The following is a 20,745-nucleotide window of genomic DNA, read 5'->3' on the forward strand; positions in this document are numbered from 1 at the left end:
GACCACACCACCACCCAACACATCGCCACCCGCTACACACGCATCCTGCAACAACTCACCGACAACCCCCACCTGCACATCGCCGCCATCGAACTTCCCACACCACAGGAACGCGATCGGCTGTTCGGCCGCCCGGCAGCGCCGAGCGCGCAGACAGCGACGCCCTTGGCCAAGGCGGACTACCGGGCGCCCGGCTCGCCGAAAGAAAAGGCGTTGGCGGATCTGTTCGCCGAGGTCTTCGAGGTGGACCGAGTCGGTGTCGACGACGATTTCTTCGCGCTGGGCGGCAACTCACTGCTCGCGATCAAACTGGTCAGCCGGATCCGCAGCGAACTGGGCATGGAGGTACCGATCCGCAGCGTGCTCTTCGACGCCCGCACCGTCGCCGAACTGGCGGCCCGGTCGGACGAGTCGGGGACATCGAGCAGGCCTCGCCTTCGAAGGCGTACCGATGAGGGGACCATCCGCGAATGACGACGACTCAGACGCAATGAGGCCTCAGAAGTCCGACCGGCAAAAGAAATGGGATGGAACACCGCGTGTTTGACGTCATCGTTGTGGGCGCCCGCTGCGCTGGAGCACCGACCGCCATGCTCCTGGCTCGCGCCGGATACAGCGTCCTGATCCTGGAGAAGGCCCGCTTTCCAAGGGACATCATGTCCTCGCACTACATCCACCAGCCCGGAGTGGCCCTGCTCGACCGATGGGGGCTGCTCGACAAGCTCCGGGCGACCGATGTCCAGCCGCTCGACCGCGTGATTTACCACGTGGGGGACGACATCAGGCTTGAAGGCTGCTCGCTTCCCGCCGACGGCCACCGCACGGCGTACGCGCCCCGGCGCTTCGTACTCGACCCGATCCTGGCCGAGGGCGCCGTGGACGCCGGCGCGGAGCTCCGGGAAGGCTGCCAGGTCACCGACCTGATCTTCGAGGACGATCGAGTGGCCGGGGTCAAGTACCGGGTGTCCGACGGAAGCGAGATCACCGAGCGGGCCCGGCTGGTCGTGGGTGCGGACGGCATGCGTTCCGTGGTCGCGCGCCTCGTCGACGCGAAGACTCTGGTGGAGGATGCCCCGCTGACCTGCACGTACTACAGCTACTGGGAAGGGCTGCCTGCCGAGTTCGAGCTGTACGACAAACCCAATCGCTGGGTCGGCGTCATCCCCACCAATGGCGGCCGCACGCTGGTGATGGCGTACTTCCCCCAGTCGGAGTTCAACGAGGTGCGCAGGGCTGCGGGGCCCGCGTTCGTCGAGAACGTACGGACGACGGCTCCGGAGGTGTACGAGCGGATGGCCGGGGCGGAACAGGCGGAGCGGCTCTACGGCACCGGCGAACAGCTCAACTTCCTTCGCCAGCCCTCCGGGCCCGGCTGGGCGCTGGTCGGCGACGCCGCCCACCACAAGGACTCCATCGCCGCGCGCGGCATCATGGACGCCTTCATCCAGGCCCAGCTTCTCGCCAACCGCATCGGCGACGACCTCCATGACGAGGCCCGCCTGCGCAAGGCTCTTCGTCGGTACGCGCGGAATTTCGACAGCCAGTTCATGGATTTCTACCGCAGCACCCTCACCGTCGCCGAACTCAGGGTTCCGGAGAGCAAGCTCGACTTGTTCCGGGCCATCGCCGATGACCAGGATCGGATCGACAGGTACTTCGCCACTCTGTCCGGCGCCATCGACGTCGGTGACTTCTACAACGCGGATCTGCTGGCGAGGCTCGCCCGGACCTGAGCGCGCGAGGGCGGCCCCGGTGACGGGGCCGCCCTCGTGTCGCTTCGCCGTGCGACGTTGTCGAGCCGGACAGGCAACCGCACCAACTGCCCCTGCAGGTCGGCAACTTCCCTGCTTCCCGCAGGTCGGCAAGTTCCCCGCTGACGGAAGTCCGTCAACCGCATGCCACCAGTATCGCGCCCCTGAGAGTGCAGCCCTGCACAGGAGGCTTGCCGAGAACGCTTTCCGCCCTACGGTCGGAACATGGCCGAAACCGGAGCATCCCCCGACTCAGTGCCCTCCCCCGACGCGGCGTCCTCCCCGATCGCCCGCGCCGAGCACTTCGTCTGGCTCACCGCGCGCGTCCTCGAGCAGCGACGGTTCGCGTACCACTTCCTCGACGGCGCCGGCGGCGACCCCGCGGCGGACGCGGTCGAGACCGCCCTGACCTCGTACGCCACCGCCGACGGCGGGTACGGCTACGCCCTCGAACCGGATCTGCGCGGCCCCGTCAGCCAACCGCTGCACACCGGGCACGCGCTGCGGGTCCTTGACTCGATCCGGCGCTGCGGCGGGCAGCGGGTGGAGCGCGTATGCCGCTATCTGACCTCGGTGTCGACACCCGACGGCGCTCTCCCCGCGATCCATCCCAGCCAGCGCGGCTACCCTTCCGCGCCGTTCGTGCCGATCGTGGACAACCCGCCGAGCGAACTGCTCGCCACCGGCCCCGTGGTGGGCCTGCTGCACCGCAACGAGGTGTGGCACGCCTGGCTCTTCCGGGCCACGGACTTCTGCTGGGCGGCCGTCGAATCGCTCGAGAAGTCGCATCCGTACGAGGTCCAGGCGGCCGTCGCCTTCCTCGACGGCGTACCCGACCGCCCGCGCGCGCAGGCCGCGGCCGACCGCCTCGGCCGCCTCGTGCGCGAGCAGCGTCTCGCGGCGCTGGACCCCGAGGACCTGGACGCATACCCGGTGGCGCCGGGCTACGCGCCCGGTGAGCACCACTTCGCGCACGACTACGCGAAGGCCCCGGAGTCGCTCGCGCGCGCGTGGTTCACCGACGACGAGATGGAACGCTCCCTCGACTTCCTGGTACGGGAGCAGCAGGAGGACGGCGGCTGGCCCGTCCGCTGGCGGCAGTGGGCGCCGGGCACGGCCTTGGAGTCTCGCCCGATCGTCACCCTCGAGGCGCTGCGCACACTCCGGGCGTACGGACGGCTGTGACGCGTCACGGCGACCACGCCGACGAAATGTGACGTACGGCGGTTCTCCAACCCTCGAACGGGCCCGAAACTCATGGCTGAGCAACCCGAGCCGTGCAGCATGCCCAGCGCCCACGAGGAGCCGCGGAGATGACCGAGCACAAGGCCAAGTACGCCGAGCACATCGACCGGGTCCGGCGGGGCGAGGAATCCCTGCTCGCCCACCTGACCGGCGCGTACACCGGAGACGAGCTCGTGCGGCCGCGTGAACGCGTGGGTTTCTTCCCGGCGTTGGCCCGCGGCGCCTTCACCTGGGCGGCGGACGGCTGCCGCCGATGAGCGCGGCCTGGCGCACCACGTGGCTGCTGCTGGCCTTCATGGTCGTGAACTTCGCTGACAAGGCCGTCCTCGGGCTCGCGGGACCGGAGATACGCGCGGACTTCGACCTCACCCGACAGGAGTTCGGCACCGCGCAGTCGGCGTTCTTCGCGCTGTTCTCCGTAGCGGCCCTCGGGGTCTCCCTGCTGACCCGGAGGGTGCGCACGACCCCGCTCCTCCTGGTGCTCGTACTCCTGTGGTCGGCCGCCCAGCTGCCGATGCTGTGGAGCGCGGCCGGGTTCGGCACCCTGCTGGCCACCCGGGTGCTGCTGGGCGCGGCCGAGGGCCCCTCCGCGCCGGTGGCCATGCACCACGTCCACGGCTGGTTCCCGCAGCGCGAACGCGCCCTGCCCACCGCTGTCCTGCTGTTCGGCGCCGCGGCCGGGGTGGCCGTCGCCGCGCCCGTGCTGAGCTGGGTGATCACCCAGTGGGGCTGGCGCTGGTCGTTCGGCGTGGTGGGCCTGGTCGGTCTGGTCTGGGCGGCGGCCTGGCTGATCTGGGGCTCGGAGGGGCCGCTCGCGCCGCCCGTCGGCAAGAAGGCACCCGCCCCGGCAGCGGGCGAGCGTTCCGCGGTGCCGGACAGTGTGTCCCCGCGCGCCATGGCATCGGACAGTGCGTCCCCGCGCGCCGCGGCATCGGACAGCGTGCCCCTGCGCGCCATCCTGCTGTCCGGCACCTTCGCGACGGCGGCCTTCGGCGCCTTCGCCGCGTACTGGCTGATGAGCACCCTGCTGACGTGGACGCCCGACTACCTGGAGAGCGTCGTCGGCTGGGACCTCAACCGGGCGGGCACGTTGGTGGGCGTGGGCGCCCTCGCCAACGGCGCGGTGCTGCTCGTCCACGGCCTGATCGCGCAGCGCTCCGCGCGGCGGGGAGCCGACCGGCGGCTGCCCGCGGGCGCGGGAGCCGGACTGCTCATGGTGGTCTCGGGGTGTGCCGTCGCCCTCTTCGGAACGGTCGACTCCATGTGGCTCAAGGTGCCCTTGCTGATAGGCCCGATCACCCTGGCGATGGTGATGTTCGCCGTGGCCACGACGGCCTGCGCCCGCATCGCACCGCCTGCCCAACGGGGCGTCGTCCTGGGAGTGCTGACCTTCGTGTACGCGCTCGGCGGCATCCTGTCGCCGCTCGTCCTGGGCGGCATGGTGGACCGCGCTGCCACGGTGGACACGGGCTACGAACAGGGCTGGCTGCTCACCGCCGGACTGCTGCTGACGGCAGGGGCCCTGGCAGCGCTGTTCTGCCGCCCGGAAACGACGGCCGACAGGCTCGGAGTCCCCGAGGTCCCGGCGGCACAGGCACCGCTCGTGCACTGAGGCCGGCAGCGTGCCGCGGGGCGGACGGCCCCGGGGTCACGCCGTCAGCGCCCGCGGTCCGGCCGCGACGACGACGGCCGCCGCAACGACCGCCGCCGCAACGACGCGTACCGCCGGTGCCGTGCCTGCTCGCCCGAACCCGCCGTGCCCCCATTCCGCGGCAGGCGCGCGACCCCGTTTCCGCAGGTCGACGCCATTGTCAGTGGCGGGGTGCACGATGGGGGCATGGTCAGCTCCGCGTCCAGTGCCCACAGCGCCCACCGCGCGCGCCGTGCTCTCGATGGCTTCTCCCCCGCGACCCGCGGCTGGTTCTCGGGCGCCTTCTCCGCGCCCACCTCCGCCCAGGCCGGTGCGTGGCAGGCGATCGCCGAGGGCTCGGACGTGCTGGTCGTCGCGCCCACGGGCTCCGGCAAGACCCTGGCCGCGTTCCTCGCCGCGCTCGACCAGCTGGCGTCGACGCCGCCGCCCGCCGACCCGAAGAAGCGCTGCCGGGTGTTGTACGTGTCCCCCTTGAAGGCCCTCGCGGTCGACGTGGAGCGCAATCTGCGCAGCCCCCTGACCGGTATCCGCCAGGAGTCGGTGCGCCTCGGCCTGCCCGAGCCCGAGGTGCGGGTCGGCATCCGCTCCGGCGACACCCCGGCCGCCGAGCGCCGTGCCCTGTCGACCCGCCCGCCGGACATCCTGATCACGACCCCCGAGTCGCTGTTCCTGATGCTCACCTCCGCCACGCGGGACGCGCTGACCGGCATCGAGACGGTGATCCTGGACGAGGTGCACGCGGTGGCGGGCACCAAGCGCGGCGCCCATCTCGCCCTGTCCCTGGAGCGGCTCGACGAACTGCTGCCGAAGCCCGCGCGCCGCATCGGCCTGTCGGCGACGGTGCGTCCCGTGGACGAGGTGGCGCGCTATCTCTCCCCCAAGCGCAAGGTGGAGATCGTCCAGCCGCCGTCCGGCAAGGAGTTCGACCTGTCGGTGGTCGTCCCGGTCGAGGACCTCGGAGAGCTGGGTGGCTCCCCGGTCGCCGACTCCGGCGACGGCACGGGTGCCGCGGCGGAGCGCCCGTCGATCTGGCCGCATGTCGAGGAGCGCATCACCGACCTCGTCCAGGCGCACCGCTCGACGATCGTGTTCGCCAACTCCCGCCGCCTGGCCGAGCGCCTGTGCAACCGCCTGAACGAGATCGCGTACGAAAGAGCGACCGGCGAGGCGCTCCCCGAGGACCACTCCCCGGCGGAGCTGATGGCCGAGTCGGGCGCCGCGAAGGGCGCGCCCCCGGTCCTGGCCCGCGCCCACCACGGCTCGGTCTCCAAGGAGCAGCGCGCCCAGGTCGAGGAGGACCTGAAGGCGGGCAGGCTGCCCGCCGTGGTCGCCACGTCCAGCCTGGAGCTGGGCATCGACATGGGCGCCGTCGACCTGGTCGTGCAGGTCGAGTCGCCGCCGTCCGTCGCCTCCGGGCTCCAGCGCGTGGGCCGGGCGGGCCACCAAGTGGGCGCGGTCTCCACCGGAGTCGTCTTCCCCAAGTACCGCGGCGATCTCATCCAGGCCGCCGTCGTCACCGAGCGGATGCGGACCGGCGCCATCGAGTCCCTGCGCGTCCCTGCCAACCCCCTGGACGTGCTCGCCCAGCAGCTGGTGGCGATGGTCGCGCTCGACAGCTGGCAGGTCGACGACCTGCTGGCGGTGGTCCGCCGTGCCGCCTCCTTCGCCTCGCTCCCGGAGTCGGCGTTCACTGCCGTCCTGGACATGCTCGCGGGCCGCTATCCCTCGGACGCCTTCGCGGAGCTGCGCCCGCGCGTGGTCTGGGACCGCGTCGCGGGCACGGTCACCGGTCGGCCGGGCGCCCAGCGTCTCGCGGTCACTTCGGGGGGCACGATCCCCGACCGCGGCCTCTTCGGAGTCTTCCTCGCGGGCGCCGACCCCAAGAAGGGCGGCGGCCGCGTCGGCGAGCTCGACGAGGAGATGGTGTACGAGTCCCGGGTGGGCGACGTCTTCACGCTCGGCACGAGCTCCTGGCGCATCGAGGACATCACACGCGACCGCGTCCTCGTCTCCCCCGCCCCCGGCGTCCCCGGGCGCCTGCCCTTCTGGAAGGGCGACCAGCTGGGCCGCCCGCTCGAACTGGGCCGTGCGCTCGGCGCGTTCCTCCGCGAGGTCGGCGCGCTCCCGCAGGAGGACGCGCGCGTGCGCCTCCTCGCCGCCGGGCTCGACACCTGGGCCGCCGACAACGTCCTCGCGTACCTCTCCGAACAGCGCGAGGCCTGCGGGCACATCCCGGACGACCGCACGATCGTGGTCGAGCGGTTCCGCGACGAGCTGGGTGACTGGCGCGTCGTCGTGCACTCCCCCTTCGGAGCCCAGGTGCACGCCCCGTGGGCCCTCGCCCTCGGCGCCCGCCTGACCGAGCGGTACGGCATGGACGCACAGGTCATGCACGCCGACGACGGCATCGTGCTGCGCCTGCCCGACGCCGACCTGATGGGCCTGGACCTGCTCGACCAGGAGCCCACCGCGCCCTCCATGGAGTACGACGCCGAGAAGCCGCCGGTCGGCGCCGGCGACGTCGCCTTCGACAAGGGCGAGGTCAACCAGATCGTCACCGACCAGGTGGGCGGCTCGGCGCTGTTCGCCTCGCGCTTCCGCGAATGCGCGGCCCGCGCGCTGCTCCTGCCGCGCCGCAGCCCCGGCAAGCGCACCCCGCTGTGGCAGCAGCGCCAGCGCGCCGCCCAACTGCTCCAGGTCGCGAGCGAGTTCGGCTCCTTCCCGATCGTCCTGGAAGCCGTCAGGGAGTGCCTCCAGGACGTCTTCGACGTACCGGGTCTCACCGAGCTGATGGGCGACATCGAGTCCCGCCGCGTCCGCCTCGTCGAGGTCACCACCCCCGAGCCCTCCCCCTTCGCCCGCTCGCTCCTGTTCGGGTACGTCGCCCAGTTTTTGTACGAGGGCGACTCCCCCCTGGCCGAGCGGCGCGCGGCGGCCCTCTCCCTGGACTCCCGGCTGCTCGCCGAGCTGCTCGGCCAGGCGGAGCTGCGCGAGCTGCTCGACGGGGACGTCCTCACGGAGCTGGAACAGGAGCTTCAGTGGCGCACCGAGGACCGCCGCGTCAAGGACGCCGAAGGCGTCGCCGACCTGCTGCGCCTCCTCGGACCGCTCACCGGGGCCGAGTTGGCCGAGCGCGGCGCCGAGCCCGACTGGGCCGAACAGCTCGCCGCCGCCCGCCGTGTCATCCGGGTCCGGATCGCCGGCGCCGACCACTGGGCGGCGATCGAGGACGCGGGCCGCCTGCGCGACGCCCTCGGCACGGCCCTGCCGGTGGGCGTCCCCGAGGCGTTCACCGAGCCCGTCAAGGATCCGCTCGGCGACCTCCTCGCCCGCTTCGCCCGCACCCACGGCCCCTTCACGTCCGCCACCGCCGCCGCCCGCTTCGGCCTCGGAGCGGCGGTCACGGAGGGCGCACTGCAGCGCCTCGCGGCGAACGGCCGTGTCGTACAAGGGGAGTTCCACCCGGCGGGCATCGGACAGGAGTGGTGCGACGCCACGGTCCTGCGTCGCCTGCGCCGCCGCTCCCTCGCGGCCCTGCGGCACGAGCTGGAGCCGGTGCCACCGGCCGCCCTGGCCCAGTTCCTGCCCCAGTGGCAGCACTTGGGCGGGCACGGCCTGCGCGGCATCGACGGCCTGGTCCGCGCCATCGAGCAGCTGCAGGGCGCGACCGTCCCCGCCTCCGCCCTGGAGAAGCTCGTCCTGCCGTCACGCGTCGCGGGCTACCACCCGGCCATGCTCGACGAGTTGACCTCGGCCGGCGAAGTGATCTGGGCCGGTGCGGGATCCCTGCCGGGCAAGGACGGCTGGGTCTCCCTCCACCTCGCCGACGCCGCGCCCCTGCTCCTTCCTCCGCCGCACCCGCTGGAGCTGACCGCCCTGCACCAGTCGGTCCTGGACACCCTCTCCGGGGGATACGGCCTCTTCTTCCGCCAGATCGCCGACCAGGTCCGCGCCACCACCCACCCGGACGTCCCTGATCCCCAACTGGCCGACGCGATCTGGGACCTGGCCTGGTCGGGCCGGCTCACGAACGACACGCTCGCCCCGATGCGCTCCCTCCTCGGCTCGGGCCGCACCGCGGGCGCGACCGCCCACCGCGCCAAGCGCACCATCCCGCGCGGGCGCTACGGCAGCCTGACCGCGGCCGCCCGCCCCACCTCCCGCACCGGCCCGCCGACCGTCGCGGGCCGCTGGTCGCTGCTCCCCCTCCGCGAGCCCGACCCGACCCTGCGCGCCCACGCCCTGGCCCGCACCCTTCTCGACCGGCACGGCGTGGTCACCCGCGGCGCGGTGGCGGCCGAAGGCGTCGAGGGCGGCTTCTCGGCGACGTACCGCGTCCTGTCGGCCTTCGAGGACAGCGGCCAGGCCCGCCGCGGCTATGTCGTCGAGGGCCTCGGCGCCGCGCAGTTCGCGATGGACGGCGCGGTGGACCGCCTGCGCGCCACGGCGAACTCCCAGGAGCGGGCCGGGAGTTCCCCCTCCCCCGACGACCGGACCGCCGTGGTCCTGGCCGCCGCCGACCCCGCCAACGCGTACGGGGCCGCGCTCCCCTGGCCCGAGCCGCCGGACGGAGCGAGCCACAAGCCGGGCCGCAAGGCGGGCTCACTGGTCGTCCTGGTCGACGGCGAGCTGACGCTCTACATGGAGCGCGGCGGCAAGACCCTCCTCGCCTGGCCCGCCGCTCCGGAGAACCCGGTCACCGACGACCCCCGACTGCACACCGCCGCCGAGGCCCTCGCCGCGGCGGCCCGAGCGGGCTCCCTCGGCACGGTCACGGTGGAGCGGATCAACGGCACCGCCGCCCTGACGTCCCCCTTCGCCCCCCTCCTGGAAGGAGCCGGCTTCCACGCCACCCCGCGCGGCCTGCGTCTACGGGCATGACGCACCGCCCCGCGGCGCCCCACCCGCACACCGGCACCGCCCCGCACCACCGCCCCGCCCCCTCATGCCACCCTGGACCCCATGCCCGAAGGAGACACCGTCCACCAGGCGGCCCGGCGCCTGCACACCGCCCTCGCCGGGCACACCCTCACGCGCTCCGACCTCCGCGTGCCCAAACTCGCGACGGTCGACCTCACCGGGCGCACCGTCCTGGACGTGACCCCGCGCGGCAAGCACCTGCTCACCCGCATCGAGGGCGGCCTCACCCTGCACTCGCACCTCCGCATGGACGGCTCCTGGCGGGTGTACGCCGCCGGTGAGCGCTGGCGCGGCGGTCCGGGCCACCAGATCCGGGCGATCCTCGGCACCGCCGAGCGCACCGCCGTCGGGTACCGCCTGCCCGTACTGGAACTGCTCCGCACCACCGACGAGAACAAGGCCGTCGGTCACCTCGGCCCCGACCTCCTCGGCCCCGGCTGGGACCCCGAACAGGCCCTGAGCAACCTGATGGCCGCGCCGGACCGCGCCCTCGGCGAAGCCCTCCTGGACCAGCGCAATCTCGCGGGCATCGGGAACATCTACAAGAGCGAACTCTGCTTCGTCCTGCGCGTCACCCCGTGGCTCCCCGTCGGCGACCTCTCCGAGGAGACGGCGGCCCGCCTCCCCGCCCTCGCCAAAAAACTCCTGGAGGTCAACCGCGACCGCCCCGACCGCACCACCACCGGCCGCAGCCGCCCCGACCAACGCCTCTACGTCTACGGCCGCGCACCCCGCCCCTGCCTGCGCTGCGGCACCCCGATCCGCACCGCCGAGCAGGGCGACGGCTCCCGCAGCCGCCCCACCTACTGGTGCCCCGCCTGCCAACAGGGACCGACCCCCTAGTTGACGCCCCGTCAGATCCAGCCGTACCGTCCCGTCATGCCCGTCAAGGCGTACGACCTCACCGGACGCACCGCATTCGTCACCGGCGCCGCCAGCGGCATCGGCCGCGCAACCGCCCTGCTCCTCGCACAGGCAGGCGCCACGGTCCACTGCGCCGACCGCGACGAGCAGGGGCTCCACGAGACCGCCACTCTCATCAAGACGACCGGCGGCACCACCCACACCCATTCCCTGGACGTGTCGGACAAGGCACAGATCGACCAGGCCGTGACAGCGGCGGCAGAGACAGCACCAGAAGCCACGACACCGGCATCGACATCAGCACCGGCATCGACATCGACACCAGACGGCCGCCCCCGCCTCGACATCATGGCCGCCGTCGCCGGCGTCATGCACAACAGCTCGGTCCTGGAGACCCGCGACGAGGACCTCGACCGCGTCCTGAACATCAACTTCAAGGGCGTCCTGTACGCCTGCCAGGCCGCGGCCCGCACCATGATCGAGGCGGGCTCGGGCGGCAGCATCATCACCATGGCCTCGGGCGCCGTCGACACCGGCGGCCCCGGACTCCTCTGCTACGGCGCCTCGAAAGCCGCCGTCGTCCAGCTCACCAAGACCCTGGCCACGGAAGTGGGCCCGCACGGCATCCGCGTCAACGCGGTCGCGCCGGGCTGGATCCGCACACCCATGACGGACCGCCACGACACGGAGGCCCAGGCCCACACCGAAGGGCTCATGGTGCGCATGTCCCCCCTCGGCCGCGTCGGCGAACCGGACGACATCGCGCACGCCGTGCTGCACCTGGCGTCCGACGCCGCGTCCTTCACGACGGGCCAGATCCTCCGCCCGAACGGCGGCGTCGCCATGCCTTGGTAGCCGCCCGAGCACGCCGCCGCAGCGCCAGCGCAGTACGCTCCCCCGGCCACCGCAGCGCGCCGTCGGGCCGTCGGGCGTGGTGCCGCCCGGTCCCGCCCCTGCTCGCCCCCACCACTCCGGCCGCCCGCGCCTTCGACACACAGTGCACGGGGAGCACGCTCAGCCCCCACCCCCCGGCCGCGACCGCGCCCTCCAGCACCCCCGCGTCGGGCGCGAAGGCAAGGCGCAGCACGCCCCACCACCACAGGGCACCGAACCCCAGGACAGGCACCCAGCGCAGGGCCCGCCACGTCACGGCACTCCCGCTCACGGCTGCCACGGCTGTCACCTCCCGCCCGACGTGAGGTCGACGCTAAACGCCCGGGTTCACCCCACGGGAGGGCGCGCACCGCCGGCACCGGAAGCACCACGGCGCACGAACCGTGCCACCGCACCACACCGCCCAGCGGAAGCGCCCTCCCAGATCTCCTCAGCTGTTCTCCGCCTGGAACATCCAGTGATGCTTCTCGAGATCGGCCGTGATGCCGATGAAGATGTCCTGACTGACGGGGTCGGCCTCACCGGTCGCCTCGACCCGCTCACGCATCCGCGTGATCACCGCGCCGAGGGCGTCCACGAGCGTCCCCACCGCGTCCGCGTCCTTCACCCAGCCGTCGGCGACCGCACCGATGCCGCTGCTCTGCGCCACGGTCGCCGCGCGGCCGTCGGGCGAGACACCCAGCGTGGAGGCGCGCTCGGCCACGGTGTCGGAGTGCGCCCTGGCCGTGTCCACGACCTCGTCCAGCTGGAGATGTACGGAGCGGAAGCGCGGGCCGACCACGTTCCAGTGGATCTGCTTGGCCACCAAAGACAGGTCGACCAGGTCCACCAGCGCGCCCTGCAGCGCCTCCGAGACCGTCTTCAGATCCGCGTCGGACAGCGGGCTCTTCACGACGTACATATGTCTCCTCCAACTCACGATCGAAACTAGAGAAATCCCCATCAACCATGGCACAAACGAACCAAATAGGTCGATTCGAGTAGACCTCTCACCCAGGCCTCTCCGCCGGATCTCTCCTCAGGCAACGCAGAAGCCCCGGCCGAGTACCCGGCCGGGGCTTCCACACACCTGAACGCTCAGGCCCAGCGTCACGCGGCGACGACGTCGACCGCCTCCGCTGGCGCCTTGATCGTGACCCGTTCCGGTGGCACACCGGCCACGGAGACGGAATTGAGCATCGGACGAACCGGCGCACGCACCGGTTCCGTGACTGCTGCAGACTCAGCCAGCTCGGCGAGCGACAGTTCGTCGCTCACTTCACGCATGAGCTCGGACATCCGTACGTCAAGCGCGTCGCAGATCGCGGAAAGCAGCTCGGAGGAAGCCTCCTTCTGCCCCCGCTCCACCTCGGAGAGATAGCCGAGCGAGACTCGGGCGGACGAGGAGACTTCGCGCAGAGTACGGCCCTGGCGCTGGCGCTGCCGACGCAGCACGTCACCCAGCAGGCGACGGAGCAGAATCATCGGTGGCTCCCTCCTCGGACCGCGTAGCCGCATCCTTCACGCCCCACCGTACCGCCTCGCGCGGCGGCCGTGCGGGGAGCGATGTCGTGTTCACTCAGGGCTGCAAACATCAATTCCCCCCGTTCTGTTCCGTATCCTGTGCCCGCCCATTCTCGGCACGTTCTCCGGAGAGCTGCTTGAGAAGCAACGTGAGCACGCTCCGTACACTCTCCATACGGATTTCCGAACGGTCACCGTTCAACCGCAGGGCGGCCACTTTCCCGTCGGCTCCGCCGTCGGCGTAACCGCGCATGCCTTCGAGATCCGCTTCCGCGGGCCCCACGCCCGGCCCCGCGACCGCCACGTACACGGTCCCGACGGCCTGGCCGTCCTGTGGGTCGGGCCCGGCAACCCCGGTGGTCGCGATGCCCCAGTCCGCGCCGAGCGCCTTGCGCACACCGGCCGCCATCTGCCGCGCGACCTCGGGATCCACGGCCCCGCGCTCGTCCAGCAGAGTGCCGTCCACCCCGAGCACGTCCCGCTTCAGATCCGTGGCGTACGCCGTCACGGACCCGCGGAAGACCTTCGAGGCCCCGGGCACCGACGTGATCTCGGCGGCCACCAGACCGCCGGTCAGCGACTCCGCGACGGCGAGCGTCTCGCCCCGCGCGGCGAGGAGCCGCAGCAGCCTGCTCGCGGACACGGCGGCGGCCGAGACTCCGGCGGACGTCACTTCGCGGCCTCCCGGGCGGACTCCGCGGCCGCCTCACGTTCTTCGGCCATGCCCTGCCTGCGCAGCACGACGGCCTGCTTCACATAGTCCAGACCGGTCACCACCGTCAGTACGACGGCGACCGCCATCACCCAGAACCGCAGCGTCGCGAGCGGCCCCGTCAGTGCGAGAACGTACATCCCGACGGCCGTGCCCTGCGCGAGCGTCTTCATCTTGCCGCCGCGGCTGGCCGGAATGACGCCATAGCGGATCACCCAGAACCGCAGCAGCGTGATCCCGAGCTCGCGGCCGAGGATCACTCCGGTCACCCACCAGGGCAGGTCGCCGAGCCAGGACAGACAGATCAGCGCGGACCCCATGATCGCCTTGTCGGCGATGGGGTCGGCGATCTTCCCGAAGTCCGTGACCAGGTTGTACGTGCGCGCCAGGTGCCCGTCGAAGAGGTCGGTGATCATGGCGATGGCGAAGGCGGCCCAGGCGAAGGAGCGCCACGCCGGGTCGTACCCGCCGTTGCCGAGGAGCAGCATCACAAAGCCCGGCACGAGGAGCAGCCGGACCATCGTCAGCAGATTCGCGACGTTCCACAGGCTGGCCTGATTGACGGCCGCGGCACCCAGCTTCCCGCCGCGTACCGGCTTCGCGCCGTGCGCGCCGGAGCCGCCTGACGCGGATGCCGGCATGCCTGTCATCTGCCGGCCTCCTCGAGACACTCAGCCACCAAGTCCACGCCCTCCGTGCCGACGACCTTTGCCACGACCATACGGCCGACCTGCAGACCGTCCCCACCCGTGGCGCCCGTCAAGCGGATCTGGCCGTCCGTCTCGGGAGCCTGGTGCGCGGCCCTGCCGAGCGGCCCCTCCTCCTCGTCGAGGGACTCCACGAGGACCTCGACGGTCTCGCCGAGCCGCTCCTCCGCGCGCTGCGAGGTGAGCTCCTCGGCGAGCCGCGCGATGTGCGCGAGCCGCTCGTCGACGACGTCCTGGTCGAGCTTCGCGTCGTACGTGGCCGCTTCGGTGCCCTCCTCGTCGGAGTATCCGAACACCCCGATGGCGTCCAGCCGCGCGCCGGTCAGGAACCGCTCCAGCTCAGCGAGGTCCGCCTCGCTCTCGCCGGGGAAGCCCACGATGAAGTTGGACCGCACACCGGCCTGCGGCGCCTTGGACCGGATGGTCTCGAGCAGCTCGAGGAAGCGGTCGGTGTCACCGAAGCGCCGCATGGCGCGCAGTACGCCGGGCGCTGAGTGCTGGAAGGAGAGGTCGAAGTAGGGGGCGACCTTCTCCGTCGACGTGAGGACGTCGATGAGTCCGGGCCGCATCTCGGCGGGCTGGAGATAGCTGACGCGGATCCGCTCGATCCCGTCGACGGCGGCCAGCTCGGGCAGCAGCGTCTCCAGGAGGCGGATGTCGCCGAGGTCCTTGCCGTACGAGGTGTTGTTCTCGGAGACGAGCATGACCTCCTTGACGCCCTGCTCGGCGAGCCAGCGGGTCTCGCCGAGGACGTCGGAGGGACGCCGCGAGATGAAGGAGCCGCGGAAGGAGGGGATGGCGCAGAACGAGCAGCGCCGGTCGCAGCCGGAGGCCAGCTTCACGGAGGCGACGGGGTTGGTGCCCAGGCGCCTGCGCAGCGGGGCACGCGGCCCGGAAGCGGGCGCGACACCCTCGGGCAGATCCTGCCGGATCACGGCGGCCTCGACGGGCGCGTGGCCCGGAAGCGCGACGTCCGCCTGGGCGTCCTGCCGCTCGGCCGGGCTGATCGGCAGCAGCTTGCGCCGGTCGCGCGGGGTGTGAGCCTCGACGCTGCCGCCGCTGAGGATGGTGTTCAGACGGTTGGAGATGTCCGAGTAGTCGTCGAACCCGAGCACGCCGTCGGCCTCGGGCAGTGCGTCGGCGAGCTCCTTGCCGTACCGCTCGGCCATGCAGCCGACCGCGACGACGGCCTGGGTCCTGCCGTGGCCCTTCAGGTCATTGGCTTCGAGGAGGGCGTCGACGGAGTCCTTCTTGGCGGCTTCGACGAAGCCACAGGTGTTGACGACGGCGACGTCCGCGTTCTCGGCGTCCTCGACGAGCTGCCAGCCGTCCGCCTCCAAGCGGCCTGCGAGCTCCTCCGAGTCCACCTCGTTACGGGCGCAGCCAAGAGTGACAAGGGCGACGGTGCGGCGTTCGGGCATGGTCTCAAGACTACTTCGTCCCCGCCTCGGCCCCCGCCGCCAGGGTTGCCAGGCCGTCGGGCCCCGGTCGCGCTCCCGTCACCGGGCCGTCACCACCGCACGTGTTCCGCCGCTGGTCGTCGCCCTGCGGGGCGCCGGTCAGCCGACCTCCGGGTCGCCCTTCGTGTACGTGAGGCGCTCGACCTGGCCGGGCTCGAATTCGTTCTCGACATGCTTGCCGTTCACATACAGCTCGATCGCGCCCGCGTCGCCGAGGACGAGGTCGATCTTCTGCTTGTCCTGGAACGTCTTGGCCTGGCCCTCTTCCAGGACGCCGTCGAAGAGGGTGCGGCCGTTGTGGTCCTTGGCCGAGATCCAGCTGCGGCCGTCCGCCGCGTCGACCTTCACGGTGACCTTGTCGCGCGGGACACCGGCGATGGCGCTGTCCGACGGGTCGGGCTTGGGGTCCGCGGGCTTGTTGGGCTTCGGCTTCTCGGCGGGCTTGGAGCTCGCGGGCGTGGAGCCCTCGGCCACCGACTTCGAGCCGTCGCCGTCGTCCCCGCCGCTGAACGCGGTGAAGCCGACGAAGCCGATCACCGCGACGATCGCGGCGACCATGGCCGCGGTCCAGTTCGGCCTGCGCGGCTCGGAGCGGATGCGCTCGGCCTCGAAGAGGGGCGCCGCCGGAGTGGGCTGGGGCGGGTGGCCGCCGTGCCCCTCGTCGTACTGCGCGATCAGCGGGGCCGGATCGATGCCGACGGCGCGCGCCAGCGTCCTGATGTGGCCGCGGGCGTACACGTCTCCGCCGCACCGCGAGAAGTCGTCCTGTTCGATCGCGTGCACGATGGGGATGCGCACCCGGGTGGACGTGCTGACTTCGTCGACGGTCAGGCCGGCGTCGATGCGGGCCTGCTGCAGGACACGGCCGATCGAGGGCCGGTTGTCGGCCTGGCGGTCGCCTGCCGGGCTTTCGTCTGCGAGGCGGTCGAGGCGGTCGTCTGAAGGTCGGTCGTCTTCAGGGGAGTTGCCGATGGACACGGGGGCGCCTTTCGAGCGTGTAGCCACCTGCCGGACGTTCAGTTTAGGGGGGTCGTGAAAGGGCGGGGCAACCGGGCGGACGGACTTTGTACGCCATCAGAATGGCCGGACATCCCGATGGTGGGACATCGTGCTGTTCTTCCCCTCAACTTGACGTGTGCCGAAGGGAAACGGTTGCCTGCCGATCCCTTACGGGTGAGCCTCCTCCGCCCTTATGGGTGAGCCTCCCCGCGGATCACGGCAAGCACTCCGTCCAGCTCGTCGGGTTTCACAAGAACGTCACGAGCCTTGGATCCCTCGCTCGGGCCCACGATGGAGCGCGACTCCATCAGGTCCATCAGCCGTCCGGCCTTGGCGAAGCCGACGCGCAGCTTGCGCTGGAGCATGGACGTCGATCCGAACTGGGTGGAAACCACCAGCTCAGCGGCCTGGCAGAGCAGATCGAGGTCGTCGCCGATGTCCTCGTCGATCTCCTTCTTCTGCTTGGTGCCGACGGTGACGTCGTCCCTGAAGACGGGCGCCATCTGGTCCTTGCAGTGCTGGACGACCGCGTGGATCTCGTCCTCGGTGACGAAGGCGCCCTGCATACGGGTGGGCTTGTTCGCGCCCATCGGCAGGAACAGACCGTCACCCTTTCCGATGAGCTTCTCCGCGCCGGGCTGGTCGAGGATGACGCGGCTGTCGGCGAGCGAGGAGGTCGCGAACGCCAGCCGGGACGGCACGTTCGCCTTGATCAGACCGGTCACGACGTCCACCGAGGGCCGCTGCGTGGCGAGCACCAGGTGGATACCGGCCGCGCGCGCGAGCTGGGTGATGCGCACGATCGAGTCCTCGACGTCGCGCGGCGCGACCATCATCAGGTCGGCGAGCTCGTCGACGATCACCAGCAGATACGGATAGGGCTGCAGCTCCCGCTCGCTGCCCTCGGGCGTCTTGAGCTTGCCGTCGCGCACGGCCTGGTTGAAGTCGTCGATGTGCCGGTAGCCGAACGCCGCGAGGTCGTCGTAGCGCAGGTCCATCTCGCGTACGACCCACTGGAGGGCCTCGGCGGCCTTCTTGGGGTTGGTGATGATCGGCGTGATCAGGTGCGGGATGCCCTCGTACGCGGTGAGCTCGACGCGCTTGGGGTCGACGAGGACCATCCGGACGTCCTCGGGCGTCGCTCTTATCATGATCGAAGTGATCAGGCAGTTGATGCAGGAGGACTTGCCGGAGCCGGTGGCACCGGCCACCAGGATGTGCGGCATCTTCGCCATGTTGGCCATGACGTAGCCGCCCTCGACGTCCTTGCCGAGCGCGACCAGCATGGGGTGGTCGTCCTCGGCCGCGTCCGCCAGGCGCAGCACGTCGCCGACGTTGACCATTTCGCGGTCGGTGTTCGGGATCTCGATGCCGACCGCGGACTTGCCGGGGATCGGCGAGATGATCCGGACGTCAGGCGACGCGACCGCGTACGCGATGTTCTTGGCAAGCGCCGTGATCTTCTCGACCTTCACGGCGGGGCCGAGCTCGATCTCGTAGCGCGTGACGGTCGGGCCGCGGGTGAAGCCGGTGACGACGGCGTCGACCTTGAACTCCGTGAAGACGTTCGACAGCGAGTCCACGACCGCGTCGTTGGCGGCGCTGCGGGACTTGCCGGGGCCGCCCCGCTCCAGCAGGTCGAGCGAGGGCAGCGAGTACGTGATGTCACCGGCGAGCTGCAGCTGCTCGGCGCGCGGCGGCAGATCGCGGGTCGCCTCCGGCGCGGCCTTGGTGAGGTCCGGCACGAGGCTGTCAGCGGGCTCCTGCGGCTTCTTCTTGAGCTTGCCGGGCACCGGCGCGTCCGTGGCGCGCGCGGTCGGCACAGGGGCCGCACGCTCCGCCTCCTCACGCCGTTCGCGCTCCTCCCGCTCCCCCGCGACGCCCTGCGTCAGATCGGCGACCAGCGGCGAGGGCGGCATGCCGTGCAGCACGGCGCCGTCCAGGGCGGCGGCCGCGGCGGCCGCCACGTCCACGGCGTCCATCGGCCGGTCCATGTCGGGCTGCACAGAGGCCCTGCGCGGCCTGCGGCGCTTGGAGAGCGCCTCCTCCTCCGCCTGGTCGGGGGCGTACTCGGTGGGGGCGGCGGTGCGCCGGCGCGAGGAGCGCGCGGGCAGCGCCTCGCGCCACTGGTCCTCGTAGCGCTCGTCGTCGTCCGTGAACTCGTCGGCCTCGGGATCCGCCTGGATCACGCCGAGCTTGACGCCGAGCAGCCTCAGCCGCTGCGGGATGGCGTTGACGGGCGTCGCCGTGACGACGAGCAGCCCGAAGACGGTCAGGAGCACCAGGAGCGGCACCGCGAGGATCTCGCCCATGGTGAAGATCAGGGGTGTGGAGGCGCCCCAGCCGATCAGGCCGCCGGCGTCCCTTATCGCCTGCATGCCGTCGCTGCGGGCCGGCGATCCGCAGGCCACGTGGACCTGCCCGAGGACGCCGATCACCAGGGCGGACAGGCCGATCACGATGCGGCCGTTCGCCTCGGGCTTCTCCGGGTGCCGGATCAGGCGTACGGCGATGGCGCCGAGCAGCAGCGGGACCAGCAGGTCGAGCCGGCCGAACGCGCCGGTCACCAGGACCTCGACGAGGTCGCCGACCGGTCCGCGCAGATTCGACCAGGTGCCCGCGGCGACGATCAGCGCGATGCCGAGCAGCAGGAGCGCGAGGCCGTCCTTGCGGTGCGCGGGGTCGAGCCCCTTCGCGCCGCGCCCTATGCCACGGAACATGGCGCCGACCGTGTGCGCGATGCCGAGCCAGACGGCGCGCACGAGGCGGTACACGCCCCCCGTGGGACTGGGCGCCGGCTTGGGCGCGGGCTTCTTCGCCGCGGACTTCTTCGCCGGCGCCTTCTTCGGAGGCGCCTTCTTTGCCGCGGCTTTCTTCGCGGGCGGTTTGGCAGCGGCCTTCTTCGCCGGAGCCTTGGTCGGCGCGGCCGCCTTCTTCGCGGGCGTCTTCTTGGCTGCGGACTGACGTGAGGCCATGGGTGTGAGGTTACCGTTGCGGGCCACTGCGGACACGTGTGCCCACTGCTTCACCCGTTTGTGTCGCCCTTGCGGGGACAGTGAACTGACGGGAAATCACCGCACCGGAGAGCCACGACGGCCCCTCAGCGAGGCCTGGTGCCACGTCAGTTCTGCGAGGGGACCGAGGGGGCTCCGCTTCCCGTGCCCGGCTCCAGGGCGTCAAGAGCCCGTCGAAGACCGGTGAGTTTGCGTTCGAGATGGGCGGCGGTGGCGACCGCGGCGGCATCCGCGGACTCGTCGTCCAGCTGCTTGGAGAGCGCCTCGGCCTGCTCCTCGACGGCCGCGAGCCGCGCCGAGAGCTCGGCGAGCAGCCCCGCGGACTCCTTCGCGTCGCCCGCCGCCGACTTGCCGCCGCCTTCGAGCTGGAGGCGCAGCAGGGCCGCCTGTTCCCGCAGTTGGCAGTTCTTCATGTACAGCTCGACGAACACCGAGACCTTCGCGCGCAGCACCCACGGGTCGAACGGCTTGGAGATGTAGTCCACAGCGCCCGCGGCATAGCCGCGGAAGGTGTGATGCGGCCCGTGGTTGATGGCGGTGAGGAAGATGATCGGGATGTCCCGGGTCCGCTCCCGCCGCTTGATGTGCGCCGCGGTTTCGAAACCGTCCATTCCTGGCATCTGGACGTCCAGCAGAATGACTGCGAAGTCGTCCGTGAGTAGCGCTTTGAGCGCTTCCTCCCCGGACGATGCCCGCACCAGTGTCTGATCGAGCGCAGAGAGGATGGCCTCCAGCGCCAGCAGATTCTCCGGCCGGTCATCGACCAGGAGGATCTTGGCCTTCTGCACCATGGCCCGCCCTCCTCGCCCCGGCGGTACACCGGGCGCCGCCCCAGAGGACGACTCCCTTGCGCCGCCCGTCCTTGTGCCGGTCATGGTAGCCGCACCCCGCCTGTCGCCACACCCTGTCACCGCGATGTCACTGTGCACGTAGCAGAAACGCAGTGGGAGACCAGAAGGTTCCCCGAATACCGCGGTTCTACACGGCCTCGGCCACACTCTGTCAGCAACTCCGTGTGACGAAGC

General features: G+C 71.5%; 17 protein-coding genes. 8 read left to right on the plus strand and 9 right to left on the minus strand.

Going from position 1 to position 20,745, the window contains the following annotated elements; all coding sequences use genetic code 11:
• From AB0B50_RS43570 to AB0B50_RS43605, 8 genes are all read left to right on the plus strand, one after another.
• Positions 1 to 474, plus strand: a 474-nt coding sequence (locus AB0B50_RS43570) for a phosphopantetheine-binding protein (RefSeq protein ID WP_362343325.1), incomplete at its 5' end; no start/stop codon positions are given.
• 53 nt (positions 475 to 527) lie between these two features.
• Positions 528 to 1,733 (plus strand): NAD(P)/FAD-dependent oxidoreductase, encoded by a 1,206-nt coding sequence (locus tag AB0B50_RS43575; RefSeq protein ID WP_362343328.1) that lies wholly within the window; start codon positions 528 to 530, stop codon positions 1,731 to 1,733.
• Positions 1,734 to 1,976: 243 nt separating this feature from the next.
• The gene (locus AB0B50_RS43580; protein ID WP_362343331.1) at positions 1,977 to 2,936 is read left to right on the plus strand and encodes a hypothetical protein; all 960 of its coding nucleotides are present in this window, start codon (positions 1,977 to 1,979) and stop codon (positions 2,934 to 2,936) included.
• 128 nt (positions 2,937 to 3,064) lie between these two features.
• On the plus strand, positions 3,065 to 3,253 hold the full coding sequence (locus AB0B50_RS43585; RefSeq protein ID WP_362343334.1) for a hypothetical protein: 189 nt from the start codon (positions 3,065 to 3,067) through the stop codon (positions 3,251 to 3,253).
• On the plus strand, positions 3,250 to 4,608 hold the full coding sequence (locus AB0B50_RS43590) for an MFS transporter (protein ID WP_362343337.1): 1,359 nt from the start codon (positions 3,250 to 3,252) through the stop codon (positions 4,606 to 4,608). Before AB0B50_RS43585 ends, AB0B50_RS43590 begins: the two co-directional genes overlap by 4 nt.
• A 225-nt stretch (positions 4,609 to 4,833) precedes the next feature.
• Complete coding sequence (locus tag AB0B50_RS43595; RefSeq protein ID WP_362343340.1) at positions 4,834 to 9,528, plus strand: ATP-dependent helicase; 4,695 nt, start codon at positions 4,834 to 4,836, stop codon at positions 9,526 to 9,528.
• 81 nt (positions 9,529 to 9,609) lie between these two features.
• Entirely contained in the window at positions 9,610 to 10,410 is an 801-nt protein-coding gene (locus tag AB0B50_RS43600; RefSeq protein ID WP_362343343.1) for a DNA-formamidopyrimidine glycosylase family protein, read from the plus strand.
• Positions 10,411 to 10,446: 36 nt separating this feature from the next.
• Positions 10,447 to 11,286, plus strand: a complete 840-nt coding sequence (locus AB0B50_RS43605; protein ID WP_362343346.1) for an SDR family NAD(P)-dependent oxidoreductase — start codon at positions 10,447 to 10,449, stop codon at positions 11,284 to 11,286.
• On the opposite strand, the gene AB0B50_RS43610 is transcribed toward AB0B50_RS43605, so the two are convergent.
• The 9 genes from AB0B50_RS43610 to AB0B50_RS43650 form a co-directional block, all read right to left on the minus strand.
• On the minus strand, positions 11,234 to 11,581 hold the full coding sequence (locus AB0B50_RS43610) for a hypothetical protein (protein ID WP_362343377.1): 348 nt from the start codon (positions 11,579 to 11,581) through the stop codon (positions 11,234 to 11,236). The genes AB0B50_RS43605 and AB0B50_RS43610 overlap by 53 nt on opposite strands.
• 174 nt (positions 11,582 to 11,755) lie before the next feature.
• On the minus strand, positions 11,756 to 12,226 hold the full coding sequence (locus tag AB0B50_RS43615; RefSeq protein WP_362343348.1) for a DNA starvation/stationary phase protection protein: 471 nt from the start codon (positions 12,224 to 12,226) through the stop codon (positions 11,756 to 11,758).
• Between the two features lie 188 nt (positions 12,227 to 12,414).
• Positions 12,415 to 12,789: a helix-turn-helix transcriptional regulator gene (locus AB0B50_RS43620; RefSeq protein WP_055529762.1), complete on the minus strand. Its 375-nt coding sequence runs from the start codon at positions 12,787 to 12,789 to the stop codon at positions 12,415 to 12,417.
• A gap of 109 nt (positions 12,790 to 12,898) precedes the next feature.
• Positions 12,899 to 13,501, minus strand: coding sequence for a CinA family protein (locus AB0B50_RS43625; protein ID WP_362343351.1), 603 nt, complete (start codon positions 13,499 to 13,501; stop codon positions 12,899 to 12,901).
• The gene (gene pgsA, locus AB0B50_RS43630; protein WP_362343354.1) at positions 13,498 to 14,190 is read right to left on the minus strand and encodes a CDP-diacylglycerol--glycerol-3-phosphate 3-phosphatidyltransferase; all 693 of its coding nucleotides are present in this window, start codon (positions 14,188 to 14,190) and stop codon (positions 13,498 to 13,500) included. The genes AB0B50_RS43625 and pgsA overlap by 4 nt, the downstream gene beginning before the upstream one ends.
• Positions 14,187 to 15,668, minus strand: a complete 1,482-nt coding sequence (gene rimO / locus AB0B50_RS43635) for a 30S ribosomal protein S12 methylthiotransferase RimO (RefSeq protein ID WP_362343357.1) — start codon at positions 15,666 to 15,668, stop codon at positions 14,187 to 14,189. Before rimO ends, pgsA begins: the two co-directional genes overlap by 4 nt.
• A gap of 138 nt (positions 15,669 to 15,806) precedes the next feature.
• Entirely contained in the window at positions 15,807 to 16,685 is an 879-nt protein-coding gene (locus AB0B50_RS43640) for a helix-turn-helix domain-containing protein (protein WP_362343360.1), read from the minus strand.
• Positions 16,686 to 16,897: 212 nt separating this feature from the next.
• Entirely contained in the window at positions 16,898 to 19,681 is a 2,784-nt protein-coding gene (locus tag AB0B50_RS43645) for a DNA translocase FtsK (RefSeq protein WP_362343363.1), read from the minus strand.
• A gap of 146 nt (positions 19,682 to 19,827) precedes the next feature.
• Positions 19,828 to 20,511: a response regulator gene (locus AB0B50_RS43650; protein WP_362343366.1), complete on the minus strand. Its 684-nt coding sequence runs from the start codon at positions 20,509 to 20,511 to the stop codon at positions 19,828 to 19,830.
• Positions 20,512 to 20,745 lie beyond the last annotated feature (234 nt).

Source organism: Streptomyces sp. NPDC041068 (assembly GCF_040647455.1).
Classification (GTDB): domain Bacteria; phylum Actinomycetota; class Actinomycetes; order Streptomycetales; family Streptomycetaceae; genus Streptomyces.